This is a genomic window from Deinococcus aerius (assembly GCF_002897375.1).
In the GTDB taxonomy this organism is placed as follows: domain Bacteria; phylum Deinococcota; class Deinococci; order Deinococcales; family Deinococcaceae; genus Deinococcus; species Deinococcus aerius.
Genome location: NZ_BFAG01000023.1, coordinates 14,827 through 39,514, shown reverse-complemented (window position 1 = coordinate 39,514; position 24,688 = coordinate 14,827). Strand labels below are relative to the sequence as shown.

The window sequence follows — 24,688 nt, the reverse complement described above, 5'->3', positions numbered from 1 at the left end:
AGGCATGATCCAGAAGTGCCTGCACGTCCTGCGCGCATTGATCTTCCAGGCCGCACACTTCCTGTTCGAGCAGGCGAATGGCCCGGCGAAAGGCCTGGCGGTCAAGGTCCGGGAGGCCGCGTTCCATGTTCCAGCGCCGCAGTTCGCAGGTCAGGGTGGCGAGTTCGTAGGGGTCGCCGCTAACCAGAATCTCGGTGACGCGCCGGTGCCGCGCGGCCCACTGCCGGGGCAGGTTGAGTTCCTGGCTGTTTCGCAGGCGGCTCAGCAGACGCGGCATGTCGGCGGTGGTGAGGGCGGCCCGCAGGCCCGCGTCCTGTGGGGCACTCACCGGAACAAAGGCGCGGCTGGAGGTGTTGGGAAAATCCACCTGATAGTAAGCCTGGGTCTCTCCAGAGACGGGCCGCTGGCAGGTGCCGCTGACCACCCCGATGCCGTAGGGGGGAAGGACGACGCGATCACCCGTGCGAAAGGTTGCTCTGCTCACCGTGGTCACCTCTGCTGGAAGGCGGAGTGGTCAGCCGCGCCGCAACGGTCTGAAGCCACTGGCTGTCCCACGTTCGGCGTGGGCCGGACCTCTCCACCCCATCTCTCAGGGCAAAGGCCCAGCGTGGGGCTGGGCCGGGACATTTTCAGGAGGGGGCGGAGCAGGTTGGGAGGGTCAGTGCGGTGGGGAAGCCGTGGAGGAAACACCCATTCCGCATGATTCTCACCTTAACAGCCTTTTATGAGCATTTCATCACAATCAGGGGTGGAACGGGAGCGCTGCCCTTTACCCGGAGGGAGGCTGCTCCCGGGGCGCGACCAGGCCCAGCAGGGCGTCGAGGCTCAGGGCCAGCAGCGCGGCCAGCACGGCCCCCACAAGGACCAGCCCGGAGTTCTGCTGGGAGAGGCCATTGATGATCGGGCTGCCCAGGCCCCCGGCTCCCAGCGCTGCCCCCACGGTCGCCGTCCCGACGTTGTACACCACGCTGGTGCGGACCCCGGCGAGCAGCACGGGCAGGGCCAGCGGCCACTCGACCCGCCGGAGTTGCTGGCCCGGCGTCATGCCCATGCCCCGCGCCGCGCCAAGCAGGTCGCGGTCTACCGCCAGCAGTCCGGCCACCCCGTTGCTGACGACCGGGACGAGGCCGTACACGATGAGGCCCAGCAGGGTGGGTGCCCAGCCGAAGCCCAGGGCGGGCACGGCCAGCGCCAGGATGGCGAGGGTGGGGACCGTCTGCCCCAACCCCACGAGCGTTTCAATCAGCGCGCGCGGCGCCTCCCGCCCCGGGCGCGTGACGGCCACGGCCAGCGGCAGGCCGAGCAGCAGCACGGCCCCCGTGGCGAGCAGCACCAGCCCCAGGTGCGTCAGCGTGAGCTGCCACAGCGGGGGATCGAAGGTCAGCGGCGCACCCGGCGAGAGCGGCTGCACCAGCCGGTGCAGCACGCCGGGGAGCAGGCAGAGGGCCAGCAGGGTCGGCCACAGGAGGGCACCCCAGGGGAGGGAACGGGGACGGGCGGTCACGGCTGTCCCCTCCGCGTTCGCAGGTCCTGCCAGCGCAGCACGCCGAGGACCTCGTTCCCCCGCGTCACCGCCAGGGCGTCCGTCCCCTCGCGCAGCAGGACGCCCAGGGCTCGGCGGGCGTCGAGCGTGGCCTCGACCGCCGGGAGGCCGGCTGGATCACCCGGGCGCGCGAACTCGGCGGCGGTGCGGCCCGCGAGCTGGCGCAGGGCCGCGTCCTCGCCCAGAAACTGACCCACGAAGGGGCTGGCGGGGCGGTGAATCAGCTCGTCCGGCGGGCCGAACTGGGCCAGGGTGCCCGCGTTCATCAGCGCGACCCGGTCCCCCAGCCGCAGCGCCTCGTCGATGTCGTGGGTGACGAGCACGACCGTCTTTTTCAACCGGCGCTGGATGGCGCGAAAAGCCGTCTGGAGGCGGTCCCGAGCGAGGGGGTCGAGGGCGCCGAAGGGCTCGTCCATCAGGAGGACGGGCGGGTCGGCGGCGAGCGCCCGCGCCACCCCCACGCGCTGCGCCTGCCCGCCGGAGAGCTGGGCGGGTTTCTTGGCGCGGTACTGCTCGGGGTCCAGCCCCACGAGGTCCAGCAACTCGTCCACCCGGCGGGCGGTGCGGCGGCGGTCCCAGCCCAGCAACTCGGGCACCGTCGCCACATTCCCCGCAACCGTCAGGTGGGGAAAGAGCCCGACCTGCTGGATGACGTACCCGATGCCCCGCCGCAACTCCTCGGGGCGCAGCTCGCGGGTGTCGCGCCCCCCCAGCAGGACGCGGCCCGCGCCGGGTTCAATCAGGCGGTTGATCATCCGCAGCGTGGTGGTCTTGCCGCAGCCCGATGGCCCCAGCAGCGCCGTGAGTTCGCCCTCGGGAAAGACGAGATTGAGGTCGCGGACGGCGTAGCGGTCCCCGTACCGCTTTTCGAGCCCCTGAAGCTCGATCATCCGGCCCGCCCCAGCCAGCGGCCCAGCAGCACCTCCAGCCCGCGCAGGCCCGCGTCCAGCCCCAGGGCGAGGAGGGCGGCGGGGACCGCGCCGAGCAGGATCAGGTCGGCGGCGGCACTCTGGAGACCCTTGAAGATGTAGGTGCCCAGTCCCCCCGCCCCGATCAGGGCCGCCACGGACGCCACCCCGACGAGGAGCACGGCGGCCTGCCGGACCCCGCTGAGCCACACCGGCAGGGCGAGCGGCAGGCGCACCCGCCAGAAGAGTTGCGCCGGGGTCATGCCCATCCCCCGGGCGGCGTCCACCGGGCCGGGCGGCACCCCCCGCAGCGCCACCACGCCGTTCCGCAGGATCGGGAGCAGGGCGTACAGGGTCATCGCGGTGAGGGCCGGGGCGGCGCCGATCCCGCTGACGCCCAGGGCGCGCAGGGCCGGAAGGGTATCTGCCAGGGCCGAGAGCGGCGCGATCAGGAGGCCCAGCAGCGCGAGACTCGGCAGGGTCTGGATGCCGTTCGCCACACCCAGAACCCCTTCCGCCACCCGGGCACGGCCCGCGGCCCAGACCGCGAGCGGGGCGCCGATCAGGAGCGCCGAGCCCAGGGCCTCCCCCACCAGCCGCAGGTGCTGCGCGAGCTCCTGTCCCCAGCGCGGCCCCTCGTTCCTCCCCTCAACGAGGACGGACCAGGCGTTCAGGTGCCCGGCCAGGATGAATGCGGCGACCGCGGGGAGCCAGGCCCAGGCGAGCCAGCGCTGGCGGCGACCCATCAGCCCGGCCCCGCGGACGGCGATCCCCGCCCCCAGCAGGAACAGCCACGCGCCGCTCGCCGCGCTCGCCCGCGCGAAGGGAGGCTGGCCGATCAGCGCCGCCCGCGTCTGCTCCCCCAGAGCCCAGACTCCCGCCACGACCGCGAGCGATGCTGATGCTGCGAGCCAGGTCAGGCTCGGCGCGAGTCGGGTGGCGAGGAAGGGGAGCGCCGCCAGCAGCAGCCCGGCCCCGGCCAACAGGGGGGGCAGCCGCAGGTACTCCCCCGGGGCGAGGCGGTTGGGCCGCAGCAGCACCCAGGGCAGAAGCGCGCCCGCCAGCATGGGCAGGGCCGCCAGCAGGAGGACACTGCCCGCGCCGCCCACGACAGGGGAGGGGGCGGAAGCCGACCCGGCCCCCGCCCCTCGCCAGCCCGAGACGCTCACGGTCTGGGCTTGTCCCACAGGGGGAAAAAGCCCGCGCTCACTTGATCAGCCCCTTGCTCTTCAGGTAGTCCCGCGCCACGTCCTGCGCCGTGCGGCCCTCCAGCGCGACCTGGGCATTCAGGCCCTGAAGGGTCGTCTGCGTCAGGGTGGCGAAGGTCTTGTTCAGCAGCGCCGCGATCTGCGGGTTCGCCTTCAGGACGGCGGTGCGGATGATCGGCGCGGGCTGGTAGACGGCCTGCGCGCCCTTCGGGTCCTTCAGCGCCACGAGCTTCAGCGCGGCCAGCGTGCCGTCGGTGCCGTAGGCCATCGCGGCATTGACCCCGTTGGTGCCGTTCGCCGCCGCCTGCTGCGTCTGGGGAGGGGTGGCGCCCGCCAGCACCAACTTCTGGTCGGGCCGCAGCTTGAAGCCGTAGGCCTTCTCGAAGGCGGGCATGGTGTCCGGGCGGTTGAAGAACTCGGGCGAGCCCGCGATCTTGAACTTTCCGCCGCCCTTCAGATAACGGGCCAGGTCGGCGACCGAATTGAGCTTGTTCTGCGCGGCGAGGGCCTGCGGCACGGCGATCACCCAGGTGTTGTTCACGTTGGCGGGCCGGAGCCAGGTGACGCCGTTTTTCAGGTCGAGCTGCCGGGCGTACCCGTAGATCTTGCCGGGGTTCCCCGCCTCCGTGGTGCTGATCTTGGCCTGGGGAAACAGGTACACCGCGTTCCCGGTGTACTCGGGATACACGTCGATCTCGCCCGCCAGGATCGCCTTGCGGTTCACGCCGGTGTCGCCCAGGTTGGTGCGGTCGGTGACCTCCAACCCGGCGTTTCGCAGAGTCAGCACGATCATCTGCCCCAGAATCTGCGCCTCGGGGTCGAGTTTGCTGCCCACCACGATGGGCTTGGCCGCGGCTTGGCCCAGCAGGGCGGCCAGCGAGAGCCAGAGGATGGTCTTCATGATGGGTCCCAACCTAATCCCCTACCCATGGGGGGGCGGGTAGGGCAGGTCACAAAGCTGAACCGTGGGCCACCCCACGAGGAGCGGCCTGTCACTGCGCCTGCGGGTTAGAGGTTGCCGCGGAGGGTAGTCGCCACCTTGAAGCGAATCTTTTTCCCGGGAGGAATCTGAATGCGCTCGCTGGTGCCGGGGCGCACGCCCTGACGCCCGGCGGTCTGGATGACGCTCAGGGTGCCCAGGCCGGGCAGCCCCACGCTGCGGCCAGAGCGCAGGGCGTCCACGACCGTCTCGACCATGCAGGCGACCGCCGCGCTCGCCTGCTTGCGGTTCAGGCTGGTGCGGCCCACGACCTGCTCGATGATCTGCGTCTTGGAAATCTTGCCGCGCTCCCTGGCGGCGGGGGCCTGGGGCTCGCTGTCTTCACGGGCGGCGGTCTGGCGGGTCCTTGCCATGGGGGGTCCTCCGTCGAATGAATTTGAGCGGAATTGTTGGCTCAAATGCACAGTAACACACGTTCGGCAAAGAGCAAGCCGGGAAACCCGCCCTGCGCCCACTTTTCTAGGCAGTTCCGCTGTCCCCGGGGAGACAAGAAGGGCGCCTCAGTCCTGCCCGGAAGAGACGGCTTCACGGAGCCGAAGGACCCGCACCCGCCCGTCCAGCGCGTCGAAGGTCCACAGCCGCCCCCGCAAGACGTCCCCCACCCCCCCCAGCACTTTAAGAGCCTCCAGGGCCATCACGCCCCCCACGATGTTCGGCAGCGGCCCCAACACGCCCGCCTCGTCGCAGGACTCGGCCTCGCCGGGGTCGGGGAACACGTCGCGCAGGCCGAGGCCAGGCCCGAACACGCTGACCATCCCCGCCGTGCCGCTCGCCGCGCCCCACACCCACTCGCGGCCCGCCCGGCGGCAGGCATCCGCAATTCCGTACCGCGCCGCGAAGTTGTCGGTCGCGTCCACCACGAGGTCAGCGCCCGTAACGAGTGCGTCGGCATTGCCCTCGTCCAGCGCCGGGGCCACCTCCACCCCCACCCGGGGATTGAGGGCTTGCGCCCGAGCCGCCGCCACCTCGGCCTTGCGCCGCCCCACGTCCGCCGCCGTGAACTGCGTCTGGCGATGCAGGTTGCTGAGGTCCACCGCATCGCCGTCCGAGATCACCAGCCGCCCCACCCCGGCCCCGGCGAGTTGCAGGATCACGGGGCCGCCCAACCCGCCCGCCCCCACCACGAGGACCGCCGCCGCCCGCAGCCGCTCCTGCGCGCCCGCCTCCTGCCACTCGGGCACGAGCAGTTGCCGCGAGTAGCGCCGCAGTTCGTCCCGCGAGAGGGGAGGCTGGGGGGAGGGGGAAGTCATGGGGAGGAGTTTAGAGGGCGGGCCGGGTGACGACAGGGGTTCAACAGGTGTTCTTCCCGCGGCTCCCCCTCACCCCGCTGCTTCGTAGCGCCCCTCTCCCACCAGGGAAGAGGGGTCAAGGATCAGGCGCTGTACTGAAGCACGTCCCGCCTGCCCGCTCGCTCTAGAATGCGCCGAATGCTCGCCCTGGTCGTCCTCGTCTCGTATCTGCTCGGCTCCCTGGTGGCGGGCGTGCTGTACTCGCGCGCCCTCGGGGCGGACATCCGTGACCGGGACCTGCCGGGCGGGAGCGGCACGTACCGCCAGCACGGCCTGGCGGCGGCGCTGGGCGTGACGGCCTTTGACGTTGCCAAGGGGGTGGCCGCCGCGCTCCTCGCCCGCTGGCTGACGCCGGACCTCACCTGGCCCGCCACGCTGGCGGTGGTGCTGGGGCACTGCTACCCGGTGTTCTTCCGTTTCGCGGGCGGGGGCGGCATCGCGCCGCTCATGGGGGCGCTGCTCGTCGTCGCGCCGGTCACGCTGGGCGGGATGCTCGCCGCCGGGCTGGCGCTGATCCCGCTGTACAAAGGCACCCTCCAGGCGCGGCTGGGGCTGAACGCCGTCCCCTTCGCCACCGCGGTGGTCGTCCCGCTCGGTATGCTGCTCGCGCTGCGCTTCGGCGGCCTGCCCGACCTGCTGGCGGGGGGCGCGGCGATGGCGGTGCGCGCCCTGCATCTGCTGCGGGTGGAGAAGCGGCCCGCATGAGGCGCGCCCTGCTCCTCGCCCTGCTGGGCGGCCTGTTCCTGGACGGCGTGGCGGGGGCGGACGCCGCGCTCGTGGGCCGCACCCTGCGCTTCGAGGACGGCCCCGCCCTGCGCTGGGCGCGGACCTACCCGGCGGAGCTGGGCGACCTGACCGGCCCGGTGACGCTGGGGGACACCGTGTACCTGGGCGTTGGGCCGATGGTGGACGCCGTGGGGGAGGACGGCAGGCTGAGGGCCCGTTACGCCCTGCCCGCCCCAGTCACGTCGCTGGACGCGACGGGCGGGACCCTGCGCGTCTCCACCCAGGGGGACGGGTACGTCGAGCGCTTCACGCTGGGGGACCCGGGGGGCGGGGGTGAGGTGCTGGAGCGGGTGGTCTTTCCCCCCGACCCCGAGGTGACGGGGTGGCTGGCCCGCGCCGCCCGCCTGGTGCCCACCGAGGACCTGGCGCGGGCGGCCCGCGAGGACCCCCTCAACCCCTTCCTGGCGCTGGCAGAGGCGGGGCAGGCGGCGCGGCGGGGGGACCGCTACGCCACCCTGGAGGCGGTGCGCCGCACGCTGGGGGCCGAGTTGCCCTTTCCCGCCTGGGTGCAGCTCGCGGCGGGGCTGGACGCCGCCGGGTTTCCCGCCGCCGCCGACCTCGCCCTCGACCGGGCGCGCCGGGACGCCGCCGCGCGGGGCTACGACCCGGAGGTCCGTGTCAGCCGCCAGGCGCTCTTCGCCTATGGGAACCCCAGTGGTTACGTGGGGACCCTGCTCGACCAGGGGCGGCTGGGGCGGGCGGAGGTCTGGATGCGCTACCTGCGCGACCTGCACCCCCGCTTCGAGGGCGGCCCGGCCCTGTACGCGCGCTACGCCGACTTGCTCGACGCGCAGGGCCGGGGCGGCGAGGCCGAGGAGTGGCGGCAGTTCTCGCGGGGGCTGCGGGCCGGGACCCTCTACAACCTGGGGCCGGAGGCGCCGCAGCAGGTGCGGGCCGTGCTGCGGCTCGTGACGCTGGCGCTGCTGCTCGCGCTGGGGGCGGCCCTGCTCGCCCTGACGCTGCGGGCGTGGCGAGTCCAGGGGGAGGACCTGCGCCCGCTGGGGGGCCGCTGGGCCTCCTGGGGTCGTCATCCCCTCGCGCGGGCGCGGCGGGTGGCCGTGCTGTACGCCCCCTTCGGGGAGCGGCTGGTGCTTGTGGCGCTGGCGGCCGGACTCCTGACGAGCGTGGCGGGGTGGCAGTGGGCGAATGGCGCCGCCGCCCGCCTCCAGGCTCCCGCCCTGAACATCGGCACGTACGGCGGGGGCTGGTACGCGGCCCAGCTCGACGACCTGGACCTGCGGGCGACCCCCGACACGGCGCTGCTCGCGGGGCTGAGCGCCCAGCTCGACGGGGACGAGAGCGCGGCCCGCGACCGTTACGCCCGGGCACCCGGCGACCCCTGCGCGCTGAACAACCTCGGCGTGATCGCGCAGGCGCGCGGGGACCTGCCCCAGGCGCGCGACCTCTACCGCGCCGCCCTCGCCGACCGGCCTGACCTCGCCGCCGCCGCCTACAACCTCGGCCTGAGCCCCGGCACGCCGGGCACCCTCTTCCAGCGGGCCTACCGCCCCGGGGAACCCCGGCTGTGCTACCCCGACGACCGCAGCCTGACCCGCGCCGTGCAGGGTGACCTCAGCGTGACGCTGATGCGCGACCTGCGCGACCCCCTGGGCACCCTCGCCCCGGGGCCGGGTCAGGGCGTGCGGCTGGGGTGGGCCTTCCTGGCGGCGTTGGGGGTGCTGGCGGGGCTCGCGCTCGCGCTGCTCGTCCCGCGGCCCACCGGGGCTCACCGGCAGGGCCGCCCCGCCCCCTACCGCCTGGCCGCGCTGCTGCTGCCGGGCAGCTCCCTGCTGGAGGGCGCCTGGGGCGGCGTGCTGCTGCTCGCCTGGGGCGCGGCGCTCGCCGGGCTGGCCTCGCCGGCGGGGCTGATCCGTTTTCCCCCGCCGGAGGGGCTGGTGCAGCCGGGCACCCGGGGCCTGCTGCTGACGCTGCTCGCGTCCACCTACGTGCTCAACACCGCCGCGTTCATCGCCGCGGAGTTGCGCTATGCCCGGAGGCGGCGCCGGGAGCGGGCGGCCACCTGAGGGGAGGGCTGCCTCGACCATCATCCTTTCTTGAGGGACGGCGCCCCGGGACAAAACCCGGCAGACAACGATCAGCTCCGGCCCGCATACTTCCCCGGATGCCGGTGCCCCGCCTTCTTCCCAACCCCCCCCGCGTGCCCCGCCCCCGAGGCCTTCTTGCGTCTGGCCGCCTGTTGCTCGCCGCCCTGGCCCTGGGGGCCGCACCCGCCGCCGCCCTGGGGGCGGTGCAGCTCACCGTCTCGACCGACCAGACGGCGGCCTCGCTCAACGGCCAGCCCGTGCGGTACCTCGCGCCGCCGCGGCTGGTGAACGGGCGCCTCATGCTGCCCCTGCGCGAGACCGCCGCGCTGCTGGGCCAGACCCTGACGGAGACGGGCGGGCAGATGGGGCTCGGACGCCTGACGGTGGACCCGGCGGCGGGCAGCGCCACGCTGGGGGGCGTGTCCCAGCCCGGGGGGAACGTCGCCACGGTGGACACCACGGTCTACGTCGGGGTCCGGCTCCTCGCCGACGCGCTGGGGGCCAACCTCAATGTGGACGACGGGGGGCGCACCGTCACCCTGACCGCGCTGCGCGAGGGGGGCAATCCCCTGGCCCCGCAGGCCCGCTTCTCCACCGACAAGACGGTGTACGCGCCGGGCGAGCGGATCATCTTCACCGACTACCCCTTCGACCCCGACGGCGCGGACATCACGAGCCGCAAGTGGACGGGGCGGCAGGACGCCTACTTCCAGCCGGGCACGTACACGGTCACCCTCCAGGTCACGAACAGCCGGGGCCTCCAGAGCCAGCCCTACAGCCGCACCATCCAGGTGCAGGGCGCGGCGGTCGATACCCCGCTGAGCTACGCCCTGAAGTACGCCGAGCCCGGCGACCGCTTCGCCGACCCGCTGGTCTCCGGCTACCCCGCCCTGACCGCCCTGCCCGTGCCCGGCCCGAGCTACCCGCTGCTCTTCAGCGACAGCCCCGAGGCCCCCACCCAGAGCGGCGTGCTGTACCAGGACACGGTGTCCGGGCGGGCACGGCTGCTCGCCTACCACCTCAACGCGCTGGGCCGCCCCGCCCGCCTGTACATCCTGGCGCGCAACGTCGAGGGCCGGGCGGTCGAGGTCCGCACCGAGCGGCTGGGCGAGACGGCTCCCACCCGCATCGAGGGGTTGCTGGGGCAGGTCACCCTGCTGGACTACTTCGCCAGCGCGGGCGGCCATGTCCTGAACCTCGCACCCGGGCAGAGCGCCGCCGTGTACGCCAGCCCCACCCTGAACCCCGGCAGCGGTGTGAACGTCATGCAGGACCTGACGGCCTCGGGGCGGGTGGAACTCACCTTCGTGATGCTGGAGGAGGGCCTGCCCGCCACCGCGCAGGTCGTGCAGCAGATTCCCTACCTCCAGCCCGACGAGCGGCACCAGCGAGGCACCTTCCCGAACGCCGTGCGGTCCCTGCGGGTGAACCTCGCCTCGCTCCCCGCCCGGCTGGTGATCGGGGACGGGCGGGTGGACCCGGCGCTGGACGGTGTGGACCGGCTGACGGGCCGTCCCCAGCGGTTGCTGGGCAATTACGGCGTCCTGTATGACCTCCAGGTGTACGGGGCGGGCGGAACCGCCGTCGCCTTCAGCCCGCGCGGGGGGCTGTACCGGGGCGCCATGAATATCGAGGACGGCCCGGTCTCCCAGACGATCAAGCTGCCCCGCAGCGGGAATGCGCTCACGCCCGACCAGCCTGTGTTGCTGTGGCGCGCACAGTCGGACCGGTTAGACATTGATTTTGTGCCTGCCAGCGGGAGTAGTTTGCCCATCAGCCTGGTCTTCTATCCCACCCGGCCACAGGCGGGCTTCGGGGGGGTGCGGAAGACGTATCAGCCCTGAGGGCCGAGTTTTCAGGGGGCCGGGGAGCGTGACGGAGACGTACGGAGGGTGAGCTGAGGGGCAGGGGGTCTTGCTGCGGGTTACCCCCACCCCCCAGCCCCCTCCCCCCAGAGGGGGCGACGACTCCGCCGCGCGGGGCGGCCCGCGCGTTGACGCTCAGTCCACTCACGTGTCTCTCTTCTCGGTGGAGGGGGAGCGGCGCTGCGCTGGGCAAGGGGCTCGCCCGCTGCGCCTGTGGCCGCTACTCTCCGCGCGCAAGGTTTGATCTTGCTGCATCCTGAGCTACGGGCCCACCGTCTCGCTGCGCGAGCAAGGCGGGGTGAAGGCGGTGCGAGCGCGAGCCGCTTGGGGGAATGGGCCGTCCACAGGAGACGGTTTTGAGAAGCAAAAGCCTCGGCACTGTTCCTCCTCCCCCCTTGTGGGGGAGGCTTGCATAGGGGGGAAGGAAGCAAGCGCCAGCTTGCCCTCCAGGGACTGGCATAGCGCCAGGAGCGGGGCAACGCCCACCTCCGCACCCGCATCCTGTTCGGCATCAGGACTCTCTCCCAACCCCTCCTCAACGCTCGCCCTTGTCCGTCACCCGGACGCCCACGGTCCCGTCCCTGAATTCCAGCGTGAGGGGTTGTCCCACCTCGACCTGGGTGGCGCGGGTGATGGGGGTGCCCCCCGCGTCCCGCACCAGCGCGTAGCCGCGCGCCAGCGTCCGTTCGGGGGTGAGGCCCAGGGCTTGGCGCATCAGGGCGTCGGTCTCGGCGTGGGCGGCGTCGGCCTGGCGGCGGGCGGTGCCCAGGATGCGGTCGAGGATCCACCTGGCCCCGGCGTCCGCGTTGATCAGCACGTCGCGGGCGCGGGCGCGGATGGTGCGGGCGTCCTCCTGCGCCTGGGCGGCGGCGGCGGCGACTGTGCGGACGATCAGGCCCGCCGCCTTGCTGGGCGTGTCCGTGCGGATGCAGGCGACCTCGTCGGGGAGGGTGTCGTCGCGGGCGTGGCCCAGGCCGGTGATCACGGGGGCGGGGAAGGTGGCGAGCGCGCGGGCCACCTCCAGGTCGTTGAGCCAGGCGAGGTCGGTCACCGCCCCGCCCCCGCGGATGACGACGAGGGCGTCGAGCGGCTCCTCCCCGTGGGCGTCCCGGGCTTCCGCGATGGCTGCCGTCAGACTCGCGGAGGCCTCCCGCCCCTGGAAGGTCGCCTCCAGGTACAGGAACTCGACCACCCCGGCGGCCTCCAGGGCGTCCGTCTCGCGGCGGAAGTCGCCCAGGCCCGCCGCCTCCCGGGGACTGATCACGACCACCCGCGCAAAGTCGGTCGGGGCGGGGAGCGAGCGGTTGCGCCCGTACACGCCCTCGCGCACCAGCGTCTCGCGCAGGGCGTCCAGCCGCAGGGCCGCGTCGCCGAGCGTGAACTCGGGCGCCACGTCGAGCACGTTGAGCGAGAAGCCGTACTGGGGGTGAAACTCCGCCGTGCAGAAGAGCAGCACCTTGAGGCCCGCCGTCAGCGTGCCGCCCGTCGCGCGGCGGAACTTGCCCTCCAGGGCGTAGCGCTCGCGCGCCCAGACGGTCGCCCGGCACTTGGCGACCTCGGCCCCGTCCTCCAGTTGCACGAGGTCGAGGTAGAGGTGGCGGCGGTCGGTGAGGGCGGCAATCTCCGCCCGGACCCAGACCGCCCCCGGCACACCCCGCGCGATGACCTGCCCCACGTACACGAGCACGTCCGCCAGGTCGAGAAACTGCTCGGGGGGACGGGTGGTCTCGCTCTTCTTCCGCTTGCGCCCGGTCATAGCCTCGCCCCCAGGTGCCGGCCCAGCACCGCCGCGAGGACGCCCAGGCCCACGCTCAGCCCCGCGTAGAGCGCGGCGAGGCCGACCGCGCCCCGGCCCAGCAGCGTGTCTACCTCCACGCTGAAGGTCGAGAAGGTCGTGAAGGCGCCCAGCACCCCGGTGCCGAAGGCCACCCGCACCGCCTCCGGCCACACGCCGCGCCCAACGAGCGCCACGGTCAGGCCCAGGAGAAAGGAGCCCAGCACGTTGATCAGGAGCACCGCCAGCGGGAACCCGGTCCGCAGGACGAGGGGCGCGAGGGCCAGCACCACCCCCTGACGGCACACGGCCCCCGCCGCTCCCCCCAGCATCAACCACAGCCACAGCCCGCCGCTCACGGGAGACAGGATAGGGGAGCGTCGCCCGGTCCACGTCCCGCGCCCCACGCTCTACGATTCGTCCATGATTCGCGCCAAGACCCTGAGCGGCACTGACCTCGACTGGCAGGGCGAAACCGAGGGTGTGTGGGTGGACGCGCAGGCCGTCACCGAGCCGGAACTCGCCCGGTTGCGCTCGGCCTTTCCCCTCAACCGCCTCGCGCTGGAGGACGCGCTGGAACGCGGCCACTGGAGCCGGGCGGAGGCCTACCCCGAGCACGCCTTCATCACCATCCGGTCCTTCGCGCAGCCGGTGGAGTGCGAGGAATTCACCGAGCGCGTCAGCCTCTTTCTGTTTGCGGGGTCGGTCCTCACCCTCAGCAGCGGGGGCACGCGGGCGCTGGAGGCGGTCTGGACCCTGGTGGGCCGCGAGAGCGTGAATACGGCGCCCGAGGTCGTGTACGAACTGCTCGACCAGACGGCGGACACCTTTTTCGTCCTCGCCGACGCCCTGGAATTGCGGGTGGAGGAGCTGGAGGAGCGGGTCTTCACCAATGTGCGCGCCAACCCGGTCGGGCAGGTGTTCGACCTCAAGCACCTGCTCGCCCAGGCCCGCCGCCTCGGCGGGGACGCCCGCGAGGCCGTCGCCCTGTTCGCCCGCCACGCCGACGGCACCGCCGCCGACCTCGTGCGCTACCGCGACGTGCAGGACTCCTTCAGCCGGGTGTCGAGCCGCCTGGACGGTCTGCGCGACTTCCTGACCAGCCTGCTCGACCTGCACCTGAACCTCCAGAGCCAGCGCATGAACGAGGTGATGCGGACCCTGACCGCCGTGAGCGTGATCTTCCTGCCCCTGACCTTTCTGGCGGGCGTGTGGGGCATGAACTTCCACCTCATCCCCGAGTTGTCGTGGCGCTACGGCTACGCCTTCGCCTGGGGGTCTTTCCTGCTCGTCGGCGGCCTGCTGGCGTACTACTTCAAGCGGCGCGGGTGGTGGTGAGACGCCGGGTGGCGGGCCGCCGATCATCACCGACCTCACAAGCAGCGGCGTCACCCTGAGCGCAGGTGAAGGGTCCCAGGATGCCAGGTAGGCGGTGCCTCGCGCGCAGCTCAGCGTGACGGGCTCTGTCAGGAGTCCGAACGGGCCGGGCGGGGGGCCGGGGCACCGCTGGCCCGGTTGTACCGGCGTTCCCCGCGCCGAGCCTGTCCAACCCCCGGTTGCACGCCCGGGCACCACCTCGGCTACGCTGGCCCATGCCGCCCGTGGTGCTCCAGTGTCCCGAGGAAGAAGTCATCCTCCAGCGGTCCCAGAGGGCACTCGCCGACCTGTGGGCGTTCGACCGCCTGCTGATTGAGCGCAAGCTCAACCCCAAAAGCCTCGTCCACCGGCTCGCGGTGTACCTGGAGCGGCAGTTTCCGGGCTTTCACACCGACTGCGAGTACAGCCGCAACAGCCGGGTCGACGAGCCGACCTACGACTTTCCCTACATGAGCCGCCCCCGCCAGCGGGACCTGCGCCGCAACCTGATCCGCCAGGGCCTGAGCGAGCCCGAGGCCGAGGCCGCCACCCAGACCGTCACGGGCGCCTACCCCGACATCATCGTCCACTACCGCGAGGAGAACCACCTCAACGTGCTGGTGGTCGAGGTGCGGCTGCTGGGCGACGCCCGCGGCTGGGGCAGCGTGCTGGACGCCAAGGAGAAACTCCAGCGGTACACGCTGCCCGGCGAACAGGGACTGTTCCGGTACGCCGTGGGCCTGCTCGTCGAACTGGGCGTGACGGAGGGGGGCGACCACACCGCCGTGCACCAGTTCCGGGACGGGCGGGAGGTGGGGCGGGTGGGGTAGTCCAGCGTCCTCAGTACAGCACCCCGCCTCCCACCCGGCGCGCGAAATGCACCCGCCGGAGCGCCACGGCCTGCGAACGGGAGGGGGGCTGCCCCAAGGCCAGCCGGTGCAGCGCCCGGGCGTGGACGGCCAGGCGGTGCGGGGCGTCGGTCGCGCTCGTCCCGGTGTACTCGAAGGAGACGGCAGGCCCGAGGTCGTCCACCAGGGCGTCCAGCCGCTCCAGCGAGCCCGACTTGCGGCGCCCCCGGTGGACGAGGTTCTCGGCGTAGCGGCGCACGTGGAAGCGGTGGTCGCTGAGGACCCGGAACCGTTCGTAGCCCAGCAGCCGGGCGTGGGTGAGTGCCAGCCGGATCGCCTCCCGCTCGGCCAGGTACTCGTGGCCCCGTTCGCCCAGAAAGGCGGCGTAGGGCCTGCCATTCAGGGTGTAGCCCACGCTGAGGCTGCCGTCCCCCTTGTCGGCGCTGCCGTCGGCATGCAGGATGACTTCACGTGTGGTTGGGGGGCCGTGTTCCTGGCACAGCCCCCCGCGTTCTTCCGCCGAGAGGCTCTGCCCGTCTGCCAGCCGCGCCAGGGCCAGGGCGAGCCGGGCAGCCTGAAGAGCCCTCGCGGGGTCTCCTGCCTGGGCGCTGAGCGCAAACCCCATCCCCCCAGGGCTTTCCGCCGGGACGGGGGTGGGCGGTTGCACCTCAACCTGCCGCAGGTCGAGCGCGGCGGCGTGGAGGAGGGCGACCCGGGTGGCCTCTGCCTCCCCCGGCTCTCCAGCGCCCGGCCACACGAGCCCGTAGGTCACCCCGTCCAGCTCGTAGCCGATCCCGCGCCCCTCATGCAGGGCGAGGAGAGTGGGCCGCAGGTGAACGGGTCGGCGCGGTGAGTCGCCTACCATGCTGGGGCTACTCCAGTGCCCCCACCCCCGTCAGGTGCCGCCCGACGATCAGGGTGTGGATGTCGTGCGTGCCCTCATAGGTGTCCACCGTCTCCAGGTTGAGCATGTGGCGGATCACCGGGTACTCGGTGGTGATGCCGTTGCCGCCCAGCATCTCCCGGGCGAGGCGGGCGCCGTTCAGCGCCACCCGCACGTTGTTGCGCTTGGCGTAGCTGACCTGCGCGTAGTTCATCCGGCCCGCGTCTTTCAACTGCCCCAGCCGCCACGCGAGCAGCAGCCCCGTCGAATGGTCGGTCGCCATCCTGACCAGCTTGTCCTGCACGAGTTGCCGACCCGCGATGGGCTTGCCGAAGGTCGTGCGGCTCCCGGTGTAGTCGAGCGCCGCCCGCAGCATCGCCTCCAGCGCCCCCATCGCCCCCCAGGCGATCCCGAAGCGGGCCGAGGTCAGGCAGGAGAGGGGGGACTTGAGGCCCCCCGAGCCCGGCAGCAGGTTCGCGGCCGGAATCCGGCAGTCCTCCAGCACGATCTCCCCGGTCACCGAGGCGCGCAGGCTCATCTTGCGGGTGATCTTGGGGGCGGAGAAGCCGGGCGCGTCGGTCGGCACGATAAAGCCGCGCACCACGCCCTCCTCGTCCTTGGCCCACACCACGGCGAAGTCGGCGACCGGGGAGTTGGTGATCCACATCTTGTTGCCGTTGAGCACGTACTCGTTGCCGTCACGCCGGGCGCGGGTCCGCATTGCCCCCGGGTCGGAGCCGCCGTCGGGCTCGGTGAGGCCGAAGCAGCCGATCAGTTCGCCGGAGGCGAGGCCGGGGAGGTACTTCCATTTCTGCTCCTCGCTCCCGTAGCTGTAGATCGGGAACATGACGAGGCTGCCCTGCACGCTGGCGGCACTCCGCAGGCCGCTGTCCACCCGTTCCAGCTCGTACATCATCGCGCCGTACGCGCTGTAGGAGGTGCCCGCGCCGCCGTATTCCTCCGGCGTCGTGGGGCCCAGCAAACCCATCCCCCCGAACTGGCGCATCACGTCCCTCACAGGCAGCTCGCCGCTGTCCCACCAGTCGGCGATGTGGGGCAGGAGTTCGGCGTCACAGAACGAGCGCACACTCTCGCGGATGAGGCGCTCGTCGGGGGTCAGCAGGTCGAACACGGCGAATTCGTCGATCATAGGGTCTCCTTGGGGGTCAGGCCGAGTTCCGCCAGCACCTCGTCCGTGTGCTGGCCCAGGGTAGGCGGGGCGCGGCGCACTGCTGGACGCTGGCCGTCCATGCTCCAGGGTGGCGCGGTCACGGTCGTCTCGCCCAGAGCCGCGTGGGGAACGGTGACGGCGATCCCCTGATCCCTCACGTGGGGGTCCTCGAACACCTCGCGCACGTTGTTGACGGGGCCGCAGGGGACGCCCGCCGCGTCCAGCCGCCGCATGATCTCGGCACGGGTGTAGCGCCCCAGCGCCGGATACATCTCCGCGTTCAGGGCCTCGCGCGCGTGGACCCGGCCCTCGTTCGTCGCGTACTGGGGATTGCTGCCCAGCGAGTCGAATTCCAGCGCCTCGCAGAAGCGGCGCCACAGGCTGTCGTTCCCCGCCGCCACGTTCACCATCCCGTCCGCGCAGGGAAAGGTCCCGTACGGCACGATGGAGGGGTGGTCGTTGCCCTGGGGCCCGGGAATCTGCCCCCCGTTCAGGTAGCGGCTGATCTGGCTCGTGCCCAGCGAGATGATGCCCTCCAGGAGGTTCACGTCCACCCGGCGCCCCACCCCGGTCCGCTCCCGTTGGAAGAGGGCCGCCAGGATCGCCTGGGTGGTCAGCGACCCGGCGAACACGTCCGCCACGGCCACGCCGACCCGCACGGGCGGGCGGCCCTCCTCGCCGTTGTAGCTCATCAGGCCGCCCATCCCCTGCGCGATCACGTCGTACCCGGCGCGGTCGCGGTACGGCCCCTCCTGGCCGAAGCCGCTGATCGCCGCGTAGACCAGCCGGGGAAACTCGGCGTGCAGCGCCTCCCAGCCCAGACCCAGGCGGCCCAGCGTGCCGGGGCGGTAGTTCTCGACGAGCACGTCCGCCCCGGAGATCAGCGCCCGCGCGGCCCGCAGGTCCCGTTCCTCCTTGAGGTCCAGCACCACGCTGCGCTTGTTGCGGTTCACGCTGAGGAAGTAGGTGGACTCGCGCGCCTCCCCCGCCCGCTGGTACGGCGGCCCCCAGGCGCGGGTGTCGTCCCCGCCCGGGGGTTCGATCTTGATCACGTCGGCGCCCAGGTCGCCGAGGAGCATCGTGCAGTAGGGGCCAGTGAGCACACGGGTGAAGTCGATGACGCGGACGCCGGAAAGCGGAAGGTCGGAGGGAAGGGGGGGCTGGGTCATGGGAGTTCACAAGGGATACACGGGAGGAATTCCCGGAAGATTCGGCGAGCTGTACAGACCCGCGTAGTCTACGCCCCGCCGCCCAGTCTCACCCCGGCAGCCGGTACACCCGCCGGGCGTTCGCGTCCGTCGCCTGCTCCAGCTCGGCCGCATCCAGCCCGCGCAGCCCCGCGATGAACTCCAGCGTATGCCGCACGTAGCCGGGACGGTTGGGCTTGCCGCGCTTCGGCACGGGGGCGAGGAAGGGCGCGTCCGTCTCCACCAGCAGGCGGTCGAGCGGGACGGTTCGCGCCGCCTCCTGAATCTCCCGCGCGTTCTTGTAGGTCGTATTGCCCGCGAAGCCGAAGTACGCGCCGCGCTCCATCCCGAAGGCGAGCAGGCCCGGATGCCCGCTGAAACAGTGGAGGATGACCTGGACATCCGGCCATGCGGACAGCACGTCCATCACGCCCCGCTGGGCCGAGTCCTGCCCCGGCTTGTCGCGCACGTGGATGACGAGCGGCTTGCCCACCCGCCGGGCGAGGTCGAGCTGCCACTCGAACGCCGCGAGCTGCGCCTCCCTCTTCGTGTCGTCCCAGTAGTCGTCCAGCCCGCTCTCGCCTATGCCGACCACCCGGGGGTGGAGGGCCAGGGCTTCCAGGTCCGTCCGCACGTCCGGGCTGTCCTGGTCCGTATCGGTGGGATGCAGGCCGACGGTCGCCCACACGTCCCCGAAGCGCTCGGCGAGGGCCACGGCGTTGCGCGCGTGCTCGGGACTGGCGCCGATGCAGACCATCCCCGTCAGGCCGAGTTCCCCCCGCGCCGAGGCCGGGTCGTCGAGGAAGTCGAGGTGGCAGTGGGTATCGATCATGGGGAGAGGGTACGCGGTGCGGGGTGGGGGGAAAGGGCGCCACTGCCCCCCCGGCCCTCCTCACCTCCAGTCAGCCCCGGCCCACCACTCTCATGAGGCCGGGGCGCTAGAGTGCCGTCGTGCTGAAAGCCGGGGTCTACGCGCTGCTCGCGCTGGGAATCTTCGCGCTGGTGTTCGCGCTGCTGCCCGGGCGGAATCTGGGCGGCCCGCAGACCGGCGCCACCCTGCGGGGTGTATCGCTCACCCTCTACCCGTCCCGCGACCCGGGGGCCGTGTGGCGGTTCCAGGCGGCGGACGTGACGAACGATCCGCTGAAGGGGGAGACGCACCTCGCGGGTCTCTCGAACGGCGGGCGCTGGGTGAAGGACCGCCAGGGCCGACCCGTGCTGGATGCCACGCTGGCCGCCCCGGACCTGACCATCGACGCGCAGGACAACCTCATGACGAGTCAGGCGAAGATCACGCTGGTGCAGCAGTGTGCGGACATCGAACTGCGGGGCAACGACGAGCAGCCCGTACGGGTTGAGCAGGGGACAGGCTTCAGCGCTCCCCTGACAGACATTGACGCCCCTTCGCTCAAAGGCCGTATTCCCAACCTTCAAATGAGCTTCGACTTCGTCATCCTGGATGCGGGTCCGTCCGATATCAGCTCGGATCTGGACGGGACCGAAACGTGCGAGAACGGGAAGCGCGTGCTTCACAAGCCCGTCGCCACACCGAAAAATCAAGGAGACCGGACATGAATAGCCCCAGAAGACTCGCCCTGATCGCGGCCCTGGCCGCCACGACTGTTCTCGCGCAGACAACTTCCGAGAAGCGCATCATCAATATCCAGGGGGCGCCGCGCGGCGACCTGCGGAATGGGCCGCTCACCTTCTCGGGCAGCCCGGTCAAGGCGACGGTCAGCACCCTCCAGATTCAGGCCTCGCAGGCCACGCTCGCCGCGCCCGCCGGAACACCGCTCACGAACGCCAAGGGCAGACGCACGGCGAATTTCAACGGGAACGTGCAGGTGACGCGCGGCGGCCTGACGGCCAAGGGCGGGCAGCTCGCCTACAGCGAGGCCACCGGGCGGGGCGTACTGAGCGCGAGCCCCAGCGCGACCTTTGTGCCCCGCGACAAGGACAACGATCCCGTCAACATCAGCGCGACCGAAATGAGCCTGGACGTGGACAACAACATCTCTACCAGCACCGGGAACGTCGTGATGAAGAGCGGCAACCAGAGCGGGCGGGCCGACCGGCTGATCTTCGACGAGGACAAGGAACTCGCGCAGCTCACGGGCTCGCCCAGCCTGACCCGCGCCGCGAAGGGCAACCAGAAGGAACTCGTGATGACCGGGCAGGAGGTGCGGGCGCTGACGGGCAACAAGACGCTGTACGTGCGCGGCAACGTCAAACTCGTGCAGGGCACCCTCACGACGACCGGGAACGCGGTGTACTACGACGACAAGAAGAACGTCGCGTACGTGATCGGCAACGCGGTCAGCGTGGACAGCAAGACGAAGGTGACGGTCCGCGCCCCTGCCAGCGGCGCCCTGGAGCAGCGCACCGACCTCGCCCGCGTGCGCGCCCTGAACACGCCCTTCAAGATCCCCACCGAGCAGTTCGACGTGCTCGGCGAGAAGTAAACTCGGATCGTGCGTCGCCCGCTGGCCCTGACCCTGGCCCTCCTCGTGGGGGCCACCCTGCCCGCCTGGGTGCTGGCGCAGGAGGCCACCCCGGCACCGACCGCGTCCCCGGCCCCCGCCCCCAATGCCGCTCCCCAGGCTACCCCGGCGCAACCAGAGACGACCCAGACGACGGACGGCGCGCCCCCGGCGGGCAATGAGGCCGAGAACGCCAGCCTGGAACTCGTCCGCCGGGGCGACGACGGGCAGGAGCGGCGCATCCGCATCGTGCGGACGGGCACGAGCGACGAGACGGGCATCTTCACGATCTGTAGCCGTCAGGACGACGAGCCGGAGGACGCCCCCAGCCTGGCCGTCTTCAGCGAGACGGGACCGGGCGGGGTTCTCATCACCATCGACAAGAACGTGATCCGCGTGCCGCTGGCCCTGGTCACCCAGCAGCAGGGCGAGAACGGCGAGGGAGGTGACGGCCACGTGGAGGCGAGTGCGGGGACGGCCCGCTTTCTGGAGAACGTGCCGGAGGGCAAGACCGACCGCCTGAGCCGCTGCGCCGTGGAGGCCATCCCCAAGCCCGCCCCCGACACCGTACTTGTGACCCAGGGCAAGACCGAACTCAAGGGCGAGAAGCTCGTGTACGACGAGTCCGACGGGATCGCCCGCATCGACGGCCCGATCTCCTTCACCCGCCCCTCCGACGACGGCCTCCTCACGGGGAGCAGTCAGAGTATCGAGGTGGACGTGGACGCCGAGCAGACGGTTTTGGTGGGCAACGTGGTGCTGAACAGCAAGGGGGGGCGGGTCAGCAAGGCGGCGCGGGTCGAGTACGACGACCAGGCGAACACCGCCCGACTGATCGGCACACCAGACCAGCCCGCCGAGAGCACCCAGGGCGGCGACGTGCTGCGCGCCCAGGAACTCCTCTACGACCTCGACCGCAACGAGGTCGTGGCCCGCGCGGCAGACGGCGGCACGATCACGGGTGAGTTCCAGGACGGGGAGCAGGGGGACTCCAGCTCAGGGACACCGGAGACGACCACACCGCCCACGGCTCCGCCGGAAACGCCCCCCGATCAACCCACGCCAGACCCGAACCCCGATCCCTCCGGCTCCTGAGCCGGGGGTTTTTCTGCCGCTCCTATTGGCTCGGTGAGAGGCGCGTCTCCCATCAAGAGAAAGTGCGGTGGGAACGTGTTTTGCCCTCTCCCCTCGTGGGAGAGGGCGGGGGTGAGGGGGCGTGTGACCAGCGCCACTTGCTTCTCCTCCAAGTGGCCTGGGCATTCGGGCTGGCCTTGGGACGTGGCGCTCGCTCACCCCCTCCCAGCCTCCCCCCTCAAGGGGGAGGAGCTTTTCATGCTGTCCCAGGCGAAGTCTCTCACAGTCCTCTCCCGGCGCCGACGCTACTCCCCTAGCCGCCGATCCGTCCCCCGCAGCACCCCGGCGCTCGCCTCCAGGGCCGCGCGCTCCTCCCCCGTCAGGGGGGGCATCAGGGTGTCCTCCACGCCCCCGGCCCCGACCACGCGCGGCAGGCTCAGGCTCACGCCGTACTCGTCGGTGGGGGCGCTGACCGTGAGGACCGAGCGCCGGTCGCCGAGAATGGCCTCGGTGATGCGGGCCAGGGCCGCGCCGATACCGTAGTAGGTCGCGCGCTTGCCCTGGATGATGGCGGCGGCGGCGGCGCGGGTCCCGTGGTCGATCTCGTCCCGCATGGCGGCGGACCATTCCCGGCCCCGCGCCTTCATGAAGTCGTCCACCGGCAGGCCCGCGACGGTGGCGGTGCTCCAGGCCAGGACCTCGCTGTCGCCGTGTTCGCCGAGAACGTAGCCGTGGACATGGGTGGCGTCCACGCCCGCCCGCTCGGCGATCAGGTGGCGGAACCGGGCGGAATCGAGGACCGTGCCCGAACCCAGCACGGGCTGTCCCGGCGCGAGGCGCGTAGCGAGGTCGGTGAGGATGTCGACCGGATTGGTGGCGATCACCAGCACGGCCTCCGGGGCGTGTTCCGCAACCGAGGGGATCACTTCCCTGAAGATGGCCGCGTTCTTGTCCAGCAGGTCCAGGCGGCTCTCGCCCGGCTTCTGGTTCGCCCCGGCGGCGACCACAAGGACTCGGCAGCCCGCCAGCGAGGCGTAGTCGCCGCTGCTCACCCGGGTGCCGTGGCTGACGGGGGCGGCGTGGGCGATGTCCTGTGCCTCGGCCTGGGCGCGGCCCCCGTCCTTGTCCACCAGCACGAGGTCGCTGCACGAGCCGCGCAGGGTCAGGGCGTAGGCCGCCGTGGCCCCCACCAGCCCCGCGCCGACCACGCCGACCTTCACCGCCGTCCCCCCGGCAGCCGCACGGTGAGGACCGGCACCGGGCTGCGGCCCACCAGCTTCTCGGCGGTGCTGCCCAGCAGGAAGTGTTCGAGGGCACCCCGCGAGTGCGTGCCGACCACGATCAGATCCGCCTCCCACCGCCGCGCCGCGTCCAGGAGGCCCGTGACCGGGTCGCCCACCATCAGCTCCGTCTCCTCGCCCTCCCGGGCCAGGCGGGCGAGCCGGTCGCCGTCGGCGTCCTCCAGCGTCTGGAGCAGGGCCGGGTTGGGAATGGTGGGAGTCACGCCGCCCCCCAGATCGGGGGTGGCGACCGCGCGCGCGTCCGTCACATGGACCAGGCGCAGGCTCGCCCCCGGGAAGCGGGTCCGGGCCACCCCCAGGGCATGGTCGGCGGCGGGCGAGAAGTCGGTCCCCACCACGATGCGGCTGAAGGAACGGCCCGGCCCGCCTGACCCGGGCTCGTCGGCGTCGGTGGAGGTCGTGAAGATCAGGGGATCGGTCATGCGCCGAACGTACACCCACCCCACCGGGTCCGCCCACTTTCTGAAGGGCGGGTAAAGCCCGGGGCCGTTCCTGGGCGTCACACTGCCCTATGCACCTTCAGAGTCTGGGAGCGGCGCTCACGGTGACCGGAAGTGCCCACCTGCTCACCACCCCGCGCGGGTCCGTCCTGATCGACTGCGGCATGTTCCAGGGGGGCGAGGACCTGGAGGCCCGCAACCGTGAGCCTTTCCCCTTTGATCCCCCGGACCTGGCGGCGGTGATCCTGACGCACGCGCACCTCGACCACGTGGGGCGGCTCCCGCTCCTCGTGAGGCAGGGCTACCGGGGACCGGTCTACTGCACCGCGCCGACGGCGGCCCTCGCCGAGACGGTGCTCCTCGACTCCGCCCGCCTCCAGGTGGAGGGTTTTCGCCAGGCCCTGCGGAAGGCCCGGCGGACAGGCCGCGAGGCGGAGGTCCAGGAGCCGCTGTACGACGAGGACGATGTTCACCGCACCCTCGCCCTGCTGCGCCCGTCCCTGCGCTTCGGCGAGGCGGCCAGAGTAGGGCCGCTTCGGGTCACGCCGTTCCGCGCCGGGCACATCCTGGGGAGCGCGTACCTGCTGATCGAGCAAGGCGGGGAGCGCCTGATCATGTCCGGCGACCTGGGCAACCGTGAGAGTGGCCTGCAACTCGACTTCGCGCCGCCGCCCCCCGCCGACGCCGTGGTGATCGAGACGACCTACGCCAACCGCACCCACCGCTCCCTGCCCGCCACCCTGGCCGAGTTCGGGGACGCGCTGCGCCAGAGCATCCGGGCGGGCGGCAAAATCCTGATCCCCACCTTCGCCATCGAGCGGGCGCAGATGATCCTGTACACGCTGAAAAACCTGATGGACTCCGGCGAGGTGCCGCGCATCCCCATCTTCCTCGACTCGCCGATGGCCGCCCGCGCCACCTCCGAGTATTTCGAGTACGGTGACGAACTCATTGTGCCCATCCGCGAGGCCCTGGGGAGAGGGGAGGACCCCTTCTGGCCCTCGACCCTGCACGTGGTCCTCACGAGCGGCGAGTCGCAGCGCCTGAACCGCTACGACGGCCCGGCGATCATCCTGGCCGGGAACGGCATGATGACGGGCGGGCGCATTCAGCATCACCTCAAACACCACCTGTGGAAGCCGAGCACCAGCCTCGTCATCGTGAGCTACCAGTCGCCCGGCAGCCTGGGGGGCCGCATCGTGGCCGGGGCCGAGACCGTCCGCCTCATGGGGGAAGAGGTGGTGGTGCGGGCACAGGTCCACACCATCGGCGGCTTCTCCGCCCACGCGGATCAGGATGACCTGCTGGCCTTTCTCTCGACCACCGGGAGTCCCCGCGTGTGGCTCGTCCACGGTGAGCCGGAGGTGATGGAGGCCTTCCTGCCCGTGCTGGCCTCGCGCGGGTTGACGGGGACCCTGATGCCCGATCATCAGGAGGTGGACCTGCTGAATACGAGCTTTCCGGGAGGGCGGCCACCTGGCCTGCCCACAGGCGGGCGCGACGCCCGGGACAGCGTGGGGGGCGAGTAGG

The 24,688-nt window shown here is 71.9% G+C and carries 24 protein-coding genes; 9 read left to right on the top strand and 15 right to left on the bottom strand.

Annotated features, from left to right (window positions below):
• The 7 genes from DAERI_RS21125 to DAERI_RS21095 all read right to left on the bottom strand — a co-directional run.
• Positions 1-484 (bottom strand): CarD family transcriptional regulator (locus DAERI_RS21125; protein WP_235610499.1); only part of this gene is annotated, 484 nt, incomplete at its 3' end.
• A 285-nt stretch (positions 485-769) separates the two neighbouring features.
• On the bottom strand, positions 770-1,504 hold the full coding sequence (locus tag DAERI_RS21120) for an ABC transporter permease (RefSeq protein WP_103131425.1): 735 nt from the start codon (positions 1,502-1,504) through the stop codon (positions 770-772).
• Positions 1,501-2,433 (bottom strand): ABC transporter ATP-binding protein, encoded by a 933-nt coding sequence (locus DAERI_RS21115; protein ID WP_103131424.1) that lies wholly within the window; start codon positions 2,431-2,433, stop codon positions 1,501-1,503. Before DAERI_RS21115 ends, DAERI_RS21120 begins: the two co-directional genes overlap by 4 nt.
• Complete coding sequence (locus DAERI_RS21110; protein WP_501162155.1) at positions 2,430-3,560, bottom strand: ABC transporter permease; 1,131 nt, start codon at positions 3,558-3,560, stop codon at positions 2,430-2,432. Before DAERI_RS21110 ends, DAERI_RS21115 begins: the two co-directional genes overlap by 4 nt.
• Positions 3,561-3,657: 97 nt before the next feature.
• Positions 3,658-4,560 carry an ABC transporter substrate-binding protein gene (locus tag DAERI_RS21105; RefSeq protein ID WP_103131423.1) on the bottom strand — a complete coding sequence of 301 codons (903 nt, stop codon included), beginning with the start codon at positions 4,558-4,560 and terminating at the stop codon, positions 3,658-3,660.
• A 107-nt stretch (positions 4,561-4,667) separates the two neighbouring features.
• Positions 4,668-5,012, bottom strand: coding sequence for an HU family DNA-binding protein (locus DAERI_RS21100; protein ID WP_103131422.1), 345 nt, complete (start codon positions 5,010-5,012; stop codon positions 4,668-4,670).
• 147 nt (positions 5,013-5,159) lie between these two features.
• The gene (locus tag DAERI_RS21095) at positions 5,160-5,909 is read right to left on the bottom strand and encodes a HesA/MoeB/ThiF family protein (RefSeq protein ID WP_103131421.1); all 750 of its coding nucleotides are present in this window, start codon (positions 5,907-5,909) and stop codon (positions 5,160-5,162) included.
• 177 nt (positions 5,910-6,086) lie between these two features.
• Between DAERI_RS21095 and DAERI_RS21090 the strand changes: the two genes are divergently transcribed.
• The 3 genes from DAERI_RS21090 to DAERI_RS21080 all read left to right on the top strand — a co-directional run bounded on the left by DAERI_RS21090 (position 6,087) and on the right by DAERI_RS21080 (position 10,623).
• On the top strand, positions 6,087-6,653 hold the full coding sequence (locus DAERI_RS21090) for a glycerol-3-phosphate acyltransferase (protein WP_103131420.1): 567 nt from the start codon (positions 6,087-6,089) through the stop codon (positions 6,651-6,653).
• On the top strand, positions 6,650-8,758 hold the full coding sequence (locus DAERI_RS21085) for a tetratricopeptide repeat protein (RefSeq protein WP_103131419.1): 2,109 nt from the start codon (positions 6,650-6,652) through the stop codon (positions 8,756-8,758). The genes DAERI_RS21090 and DAERI_RS21085 overlap by 4 nt, the downstream gene beginning before the upstream one ends.
• A 98-nt stretch (positions 8,759-8,856) precedes the next feature.
• Positions 8,857-10,623 carry a copper amine oxidase N-terminal domain-containing protein gene (locus DAERI_RS21080; protein WP_235610498.1) on the top strand — a complete coding sequence of 589 codons (1,767 nt, stop codon included), beginning with the start codon at positions 8,857-8,859 and terminating at the stop codon, positions 10,621-10,623.
• 556 nt (positions 10,624-11,179) lie between these two features.
• Here DAERI_RS21080 and xseA read toward each other — a convergent pair.
• Both xseA and DAERI_RS21070 read right to left on the bottom strand, forming a co-directional pair.
• Positions 11,180-12,400 carry an exodeoxyribonuclease VII large subunit gene (gene xseA, locus DAERI_RS21075; protein WP_103131418.1) on the bottom strand — a complete coding sequence of 407 codons (1,221 nt, stop codon included), beginning with the start codon at positions 12,398-12,400 and terminating at the stop codon, positions 11,180-11,182.
• Positions 12,397-12,777 (bottom strand): fluoride efflux transporter FluC, encoded by a 381-nt coding sequence (locus DAERI_RS21070; RefSeq protein ID WP_103131417.1) that lies wholly within the window; start codon positions 12,775-12,777, stop codon positions 12,397-12,399. The genes xseA and DAERI_RS21070 overlap by 4 nt, the downstream gene beginning before the upstream one ends.
• 64 nt (positions 12,778-12,841) lie before the next feature.
• Between DAERI_RS21070 and DAERI_RS21065 the strand changes: the two genes are divergently transcribed.
• Complete coding sequence (locus tag DAERI_RS21065) at positions 12,842-13,756, top strand: magnesium transporter CorA family protein (protein WP_103131416.1); 915 nt, start codon at positions 12,842-12,844, stop codon at positions 13,754-13,756.
• A 254-nt stretch (positions 13,757-14,010) separates the two neighbouring features.
• A complete protein-coding gene (locus tag DAERI_RS21060; protein ID WP_103131415.1) occupies positions 14,011-14,604 on the top strand; it encodes a hypothetical protein in 594 nt (197 codons plus the stop codon).
• A 10-nt stretch (positions 14,605-14,614) separates the two neighbouring features.
• Here DAERI_RS21060 and DAERI_RS21055 read toward each other — a convergent pair whose 3' ends face one another.
• From DAERI_RS21055 to DAERI_RS21040, 4 genes are all read right to left on the bottom strand, one after another.
• Positions 14,615-15,487: a hypothetical protein gene (locus tag DAERI_RS21055; RefSeq protein WP_103131414.1), complete on the bottom strand. Its 873-nt coding sequence runs from the start codon at positions 15,485-15,487 to the stop codon at positions 14,615-14,617.
• 7 nt (positions 15,488-15,494) lie between these two features.
• The gene (locus DAERI_RS21050) at positions 15,495-16,655 is read right to left on the bottom strand and encodes an acyl-CoA dehydrogenase family protein (protein ID WP_103131413.1); all 1,161 of its coding nucleotides are present in this window, start codon (positions 16,653-16,655) and stop codon (positions 15,495-15,497) included.
• Positions 16,652-17,845 (bottom strand): CaiB/BaiF CoA transferase family protein, encoded by a 1,194-nt coding sequence (locus tag DAERI_RS21045; protein WP_103131412.1) that lies wholly within the window; start codon positions 17,843-17,845, stop codon positions 16,652-16,654. Before DAERI_RS21045 ends, DAERI_RS21050 begins: the two co-directional genes overlap by 4 nt.
• An 88-nt stretch (positions 17,846-17,933) precedes the next feature.
• A complete protein-coding gene (locus DAERI_RS21040) occupies positions 17,934-18,695 on the bottom strand; it encodes a TatD family hydrolase (RefSeq protein ID WP_103131411.1) in 762 nt (253 codons plus the stop codon).
• 119 nt (positions 18,696-18,814) lie between these two features.
• On the opposite strand from DAERI_RS21040, the gene DAERI_RS21035 reads away from it, so the two are divergent.
• From DAERI_RS21035 to DAERI_RS21025, 3 genes are read left to right on the top strand one after another with little or no spacing between them, the layout of a single operon-like run.
• Positions 18,815-19,438, top strand: a complete 624-nt coding sequence (locus DAERI_RS21035) for a hypothetical protein (protein WP_103131410.1) — start codon at positions 18,815-18,817, stop codon at positions 19,436-19,438.
• A complete protein-coding gene (locus tag DAERI_RS21030) occupies positions 19,435-20,325 on the top strand; it encodes an LptA/OstA family protein (protein WP_103131409.1) in 891 nt (296 codons plus the stop codon). The genes DAERI_RS21035 and DAERI_RS21030 overlap by 4 nt, the downstream gene beginning before the upstream one ends.
• A gap of 9 nt (positions 20,326-20,334) precedes the next feature.
• Positions 20,335-21,438, top strand: coding sequence for an LptA/OstA family protein (locus DAERI_RS21025; protein ID WP_103131408.1), 1,104 nt, complete (start codon positions 20,335-20,337; stop codon positions 21,436-21,438).
• Between the two features lie 284 nt (positions 21,439-21,722).
• Here the strand turns inward: DAERI_RS21025 and DAERI_RS21020 are convergent, their stop codons facing one another.
• Entirely contained in the window at positions 21,723-22,637 is a 915-nt protein-coding gene (locus DAERI_RS21020; protein ID WP_103131407.1) for an L-lactate dehydrogenase, read from the bottom strand.
• Positions 22,634-23,140, bottom strand: coding sequence for a universal stress protein (locus DAERI_RS21015; RefSeq protein ID WP_103131426.1), 507 nt, complete (start codon positions 23,138-23,140; stop codon positions 22,634-22,636). Before DAERI_RS21015 ends, DAERI_RS21020 begins: the two co-directional genes overlap by 4 nt.
• An 89-nt stretch (positions 23,141-23,229) precedes the next feature.
• On the opposite strand from DAERI_RS21015, the gene DAERI_RS21010 reads away from it, so the two are divergent.
• Entirely contained in the window at positions 23,230-24,687 is a 1,458-nt protein-coding gene (locus tag DAERI_RS21010) for an MBL fold metallo-hydrolase RNA specificity domain-containing protein (RefSeq protein ID WP_103131406.1), read from the top strand.
• Position 24,688: the final 1 nt, after the last annotated feature.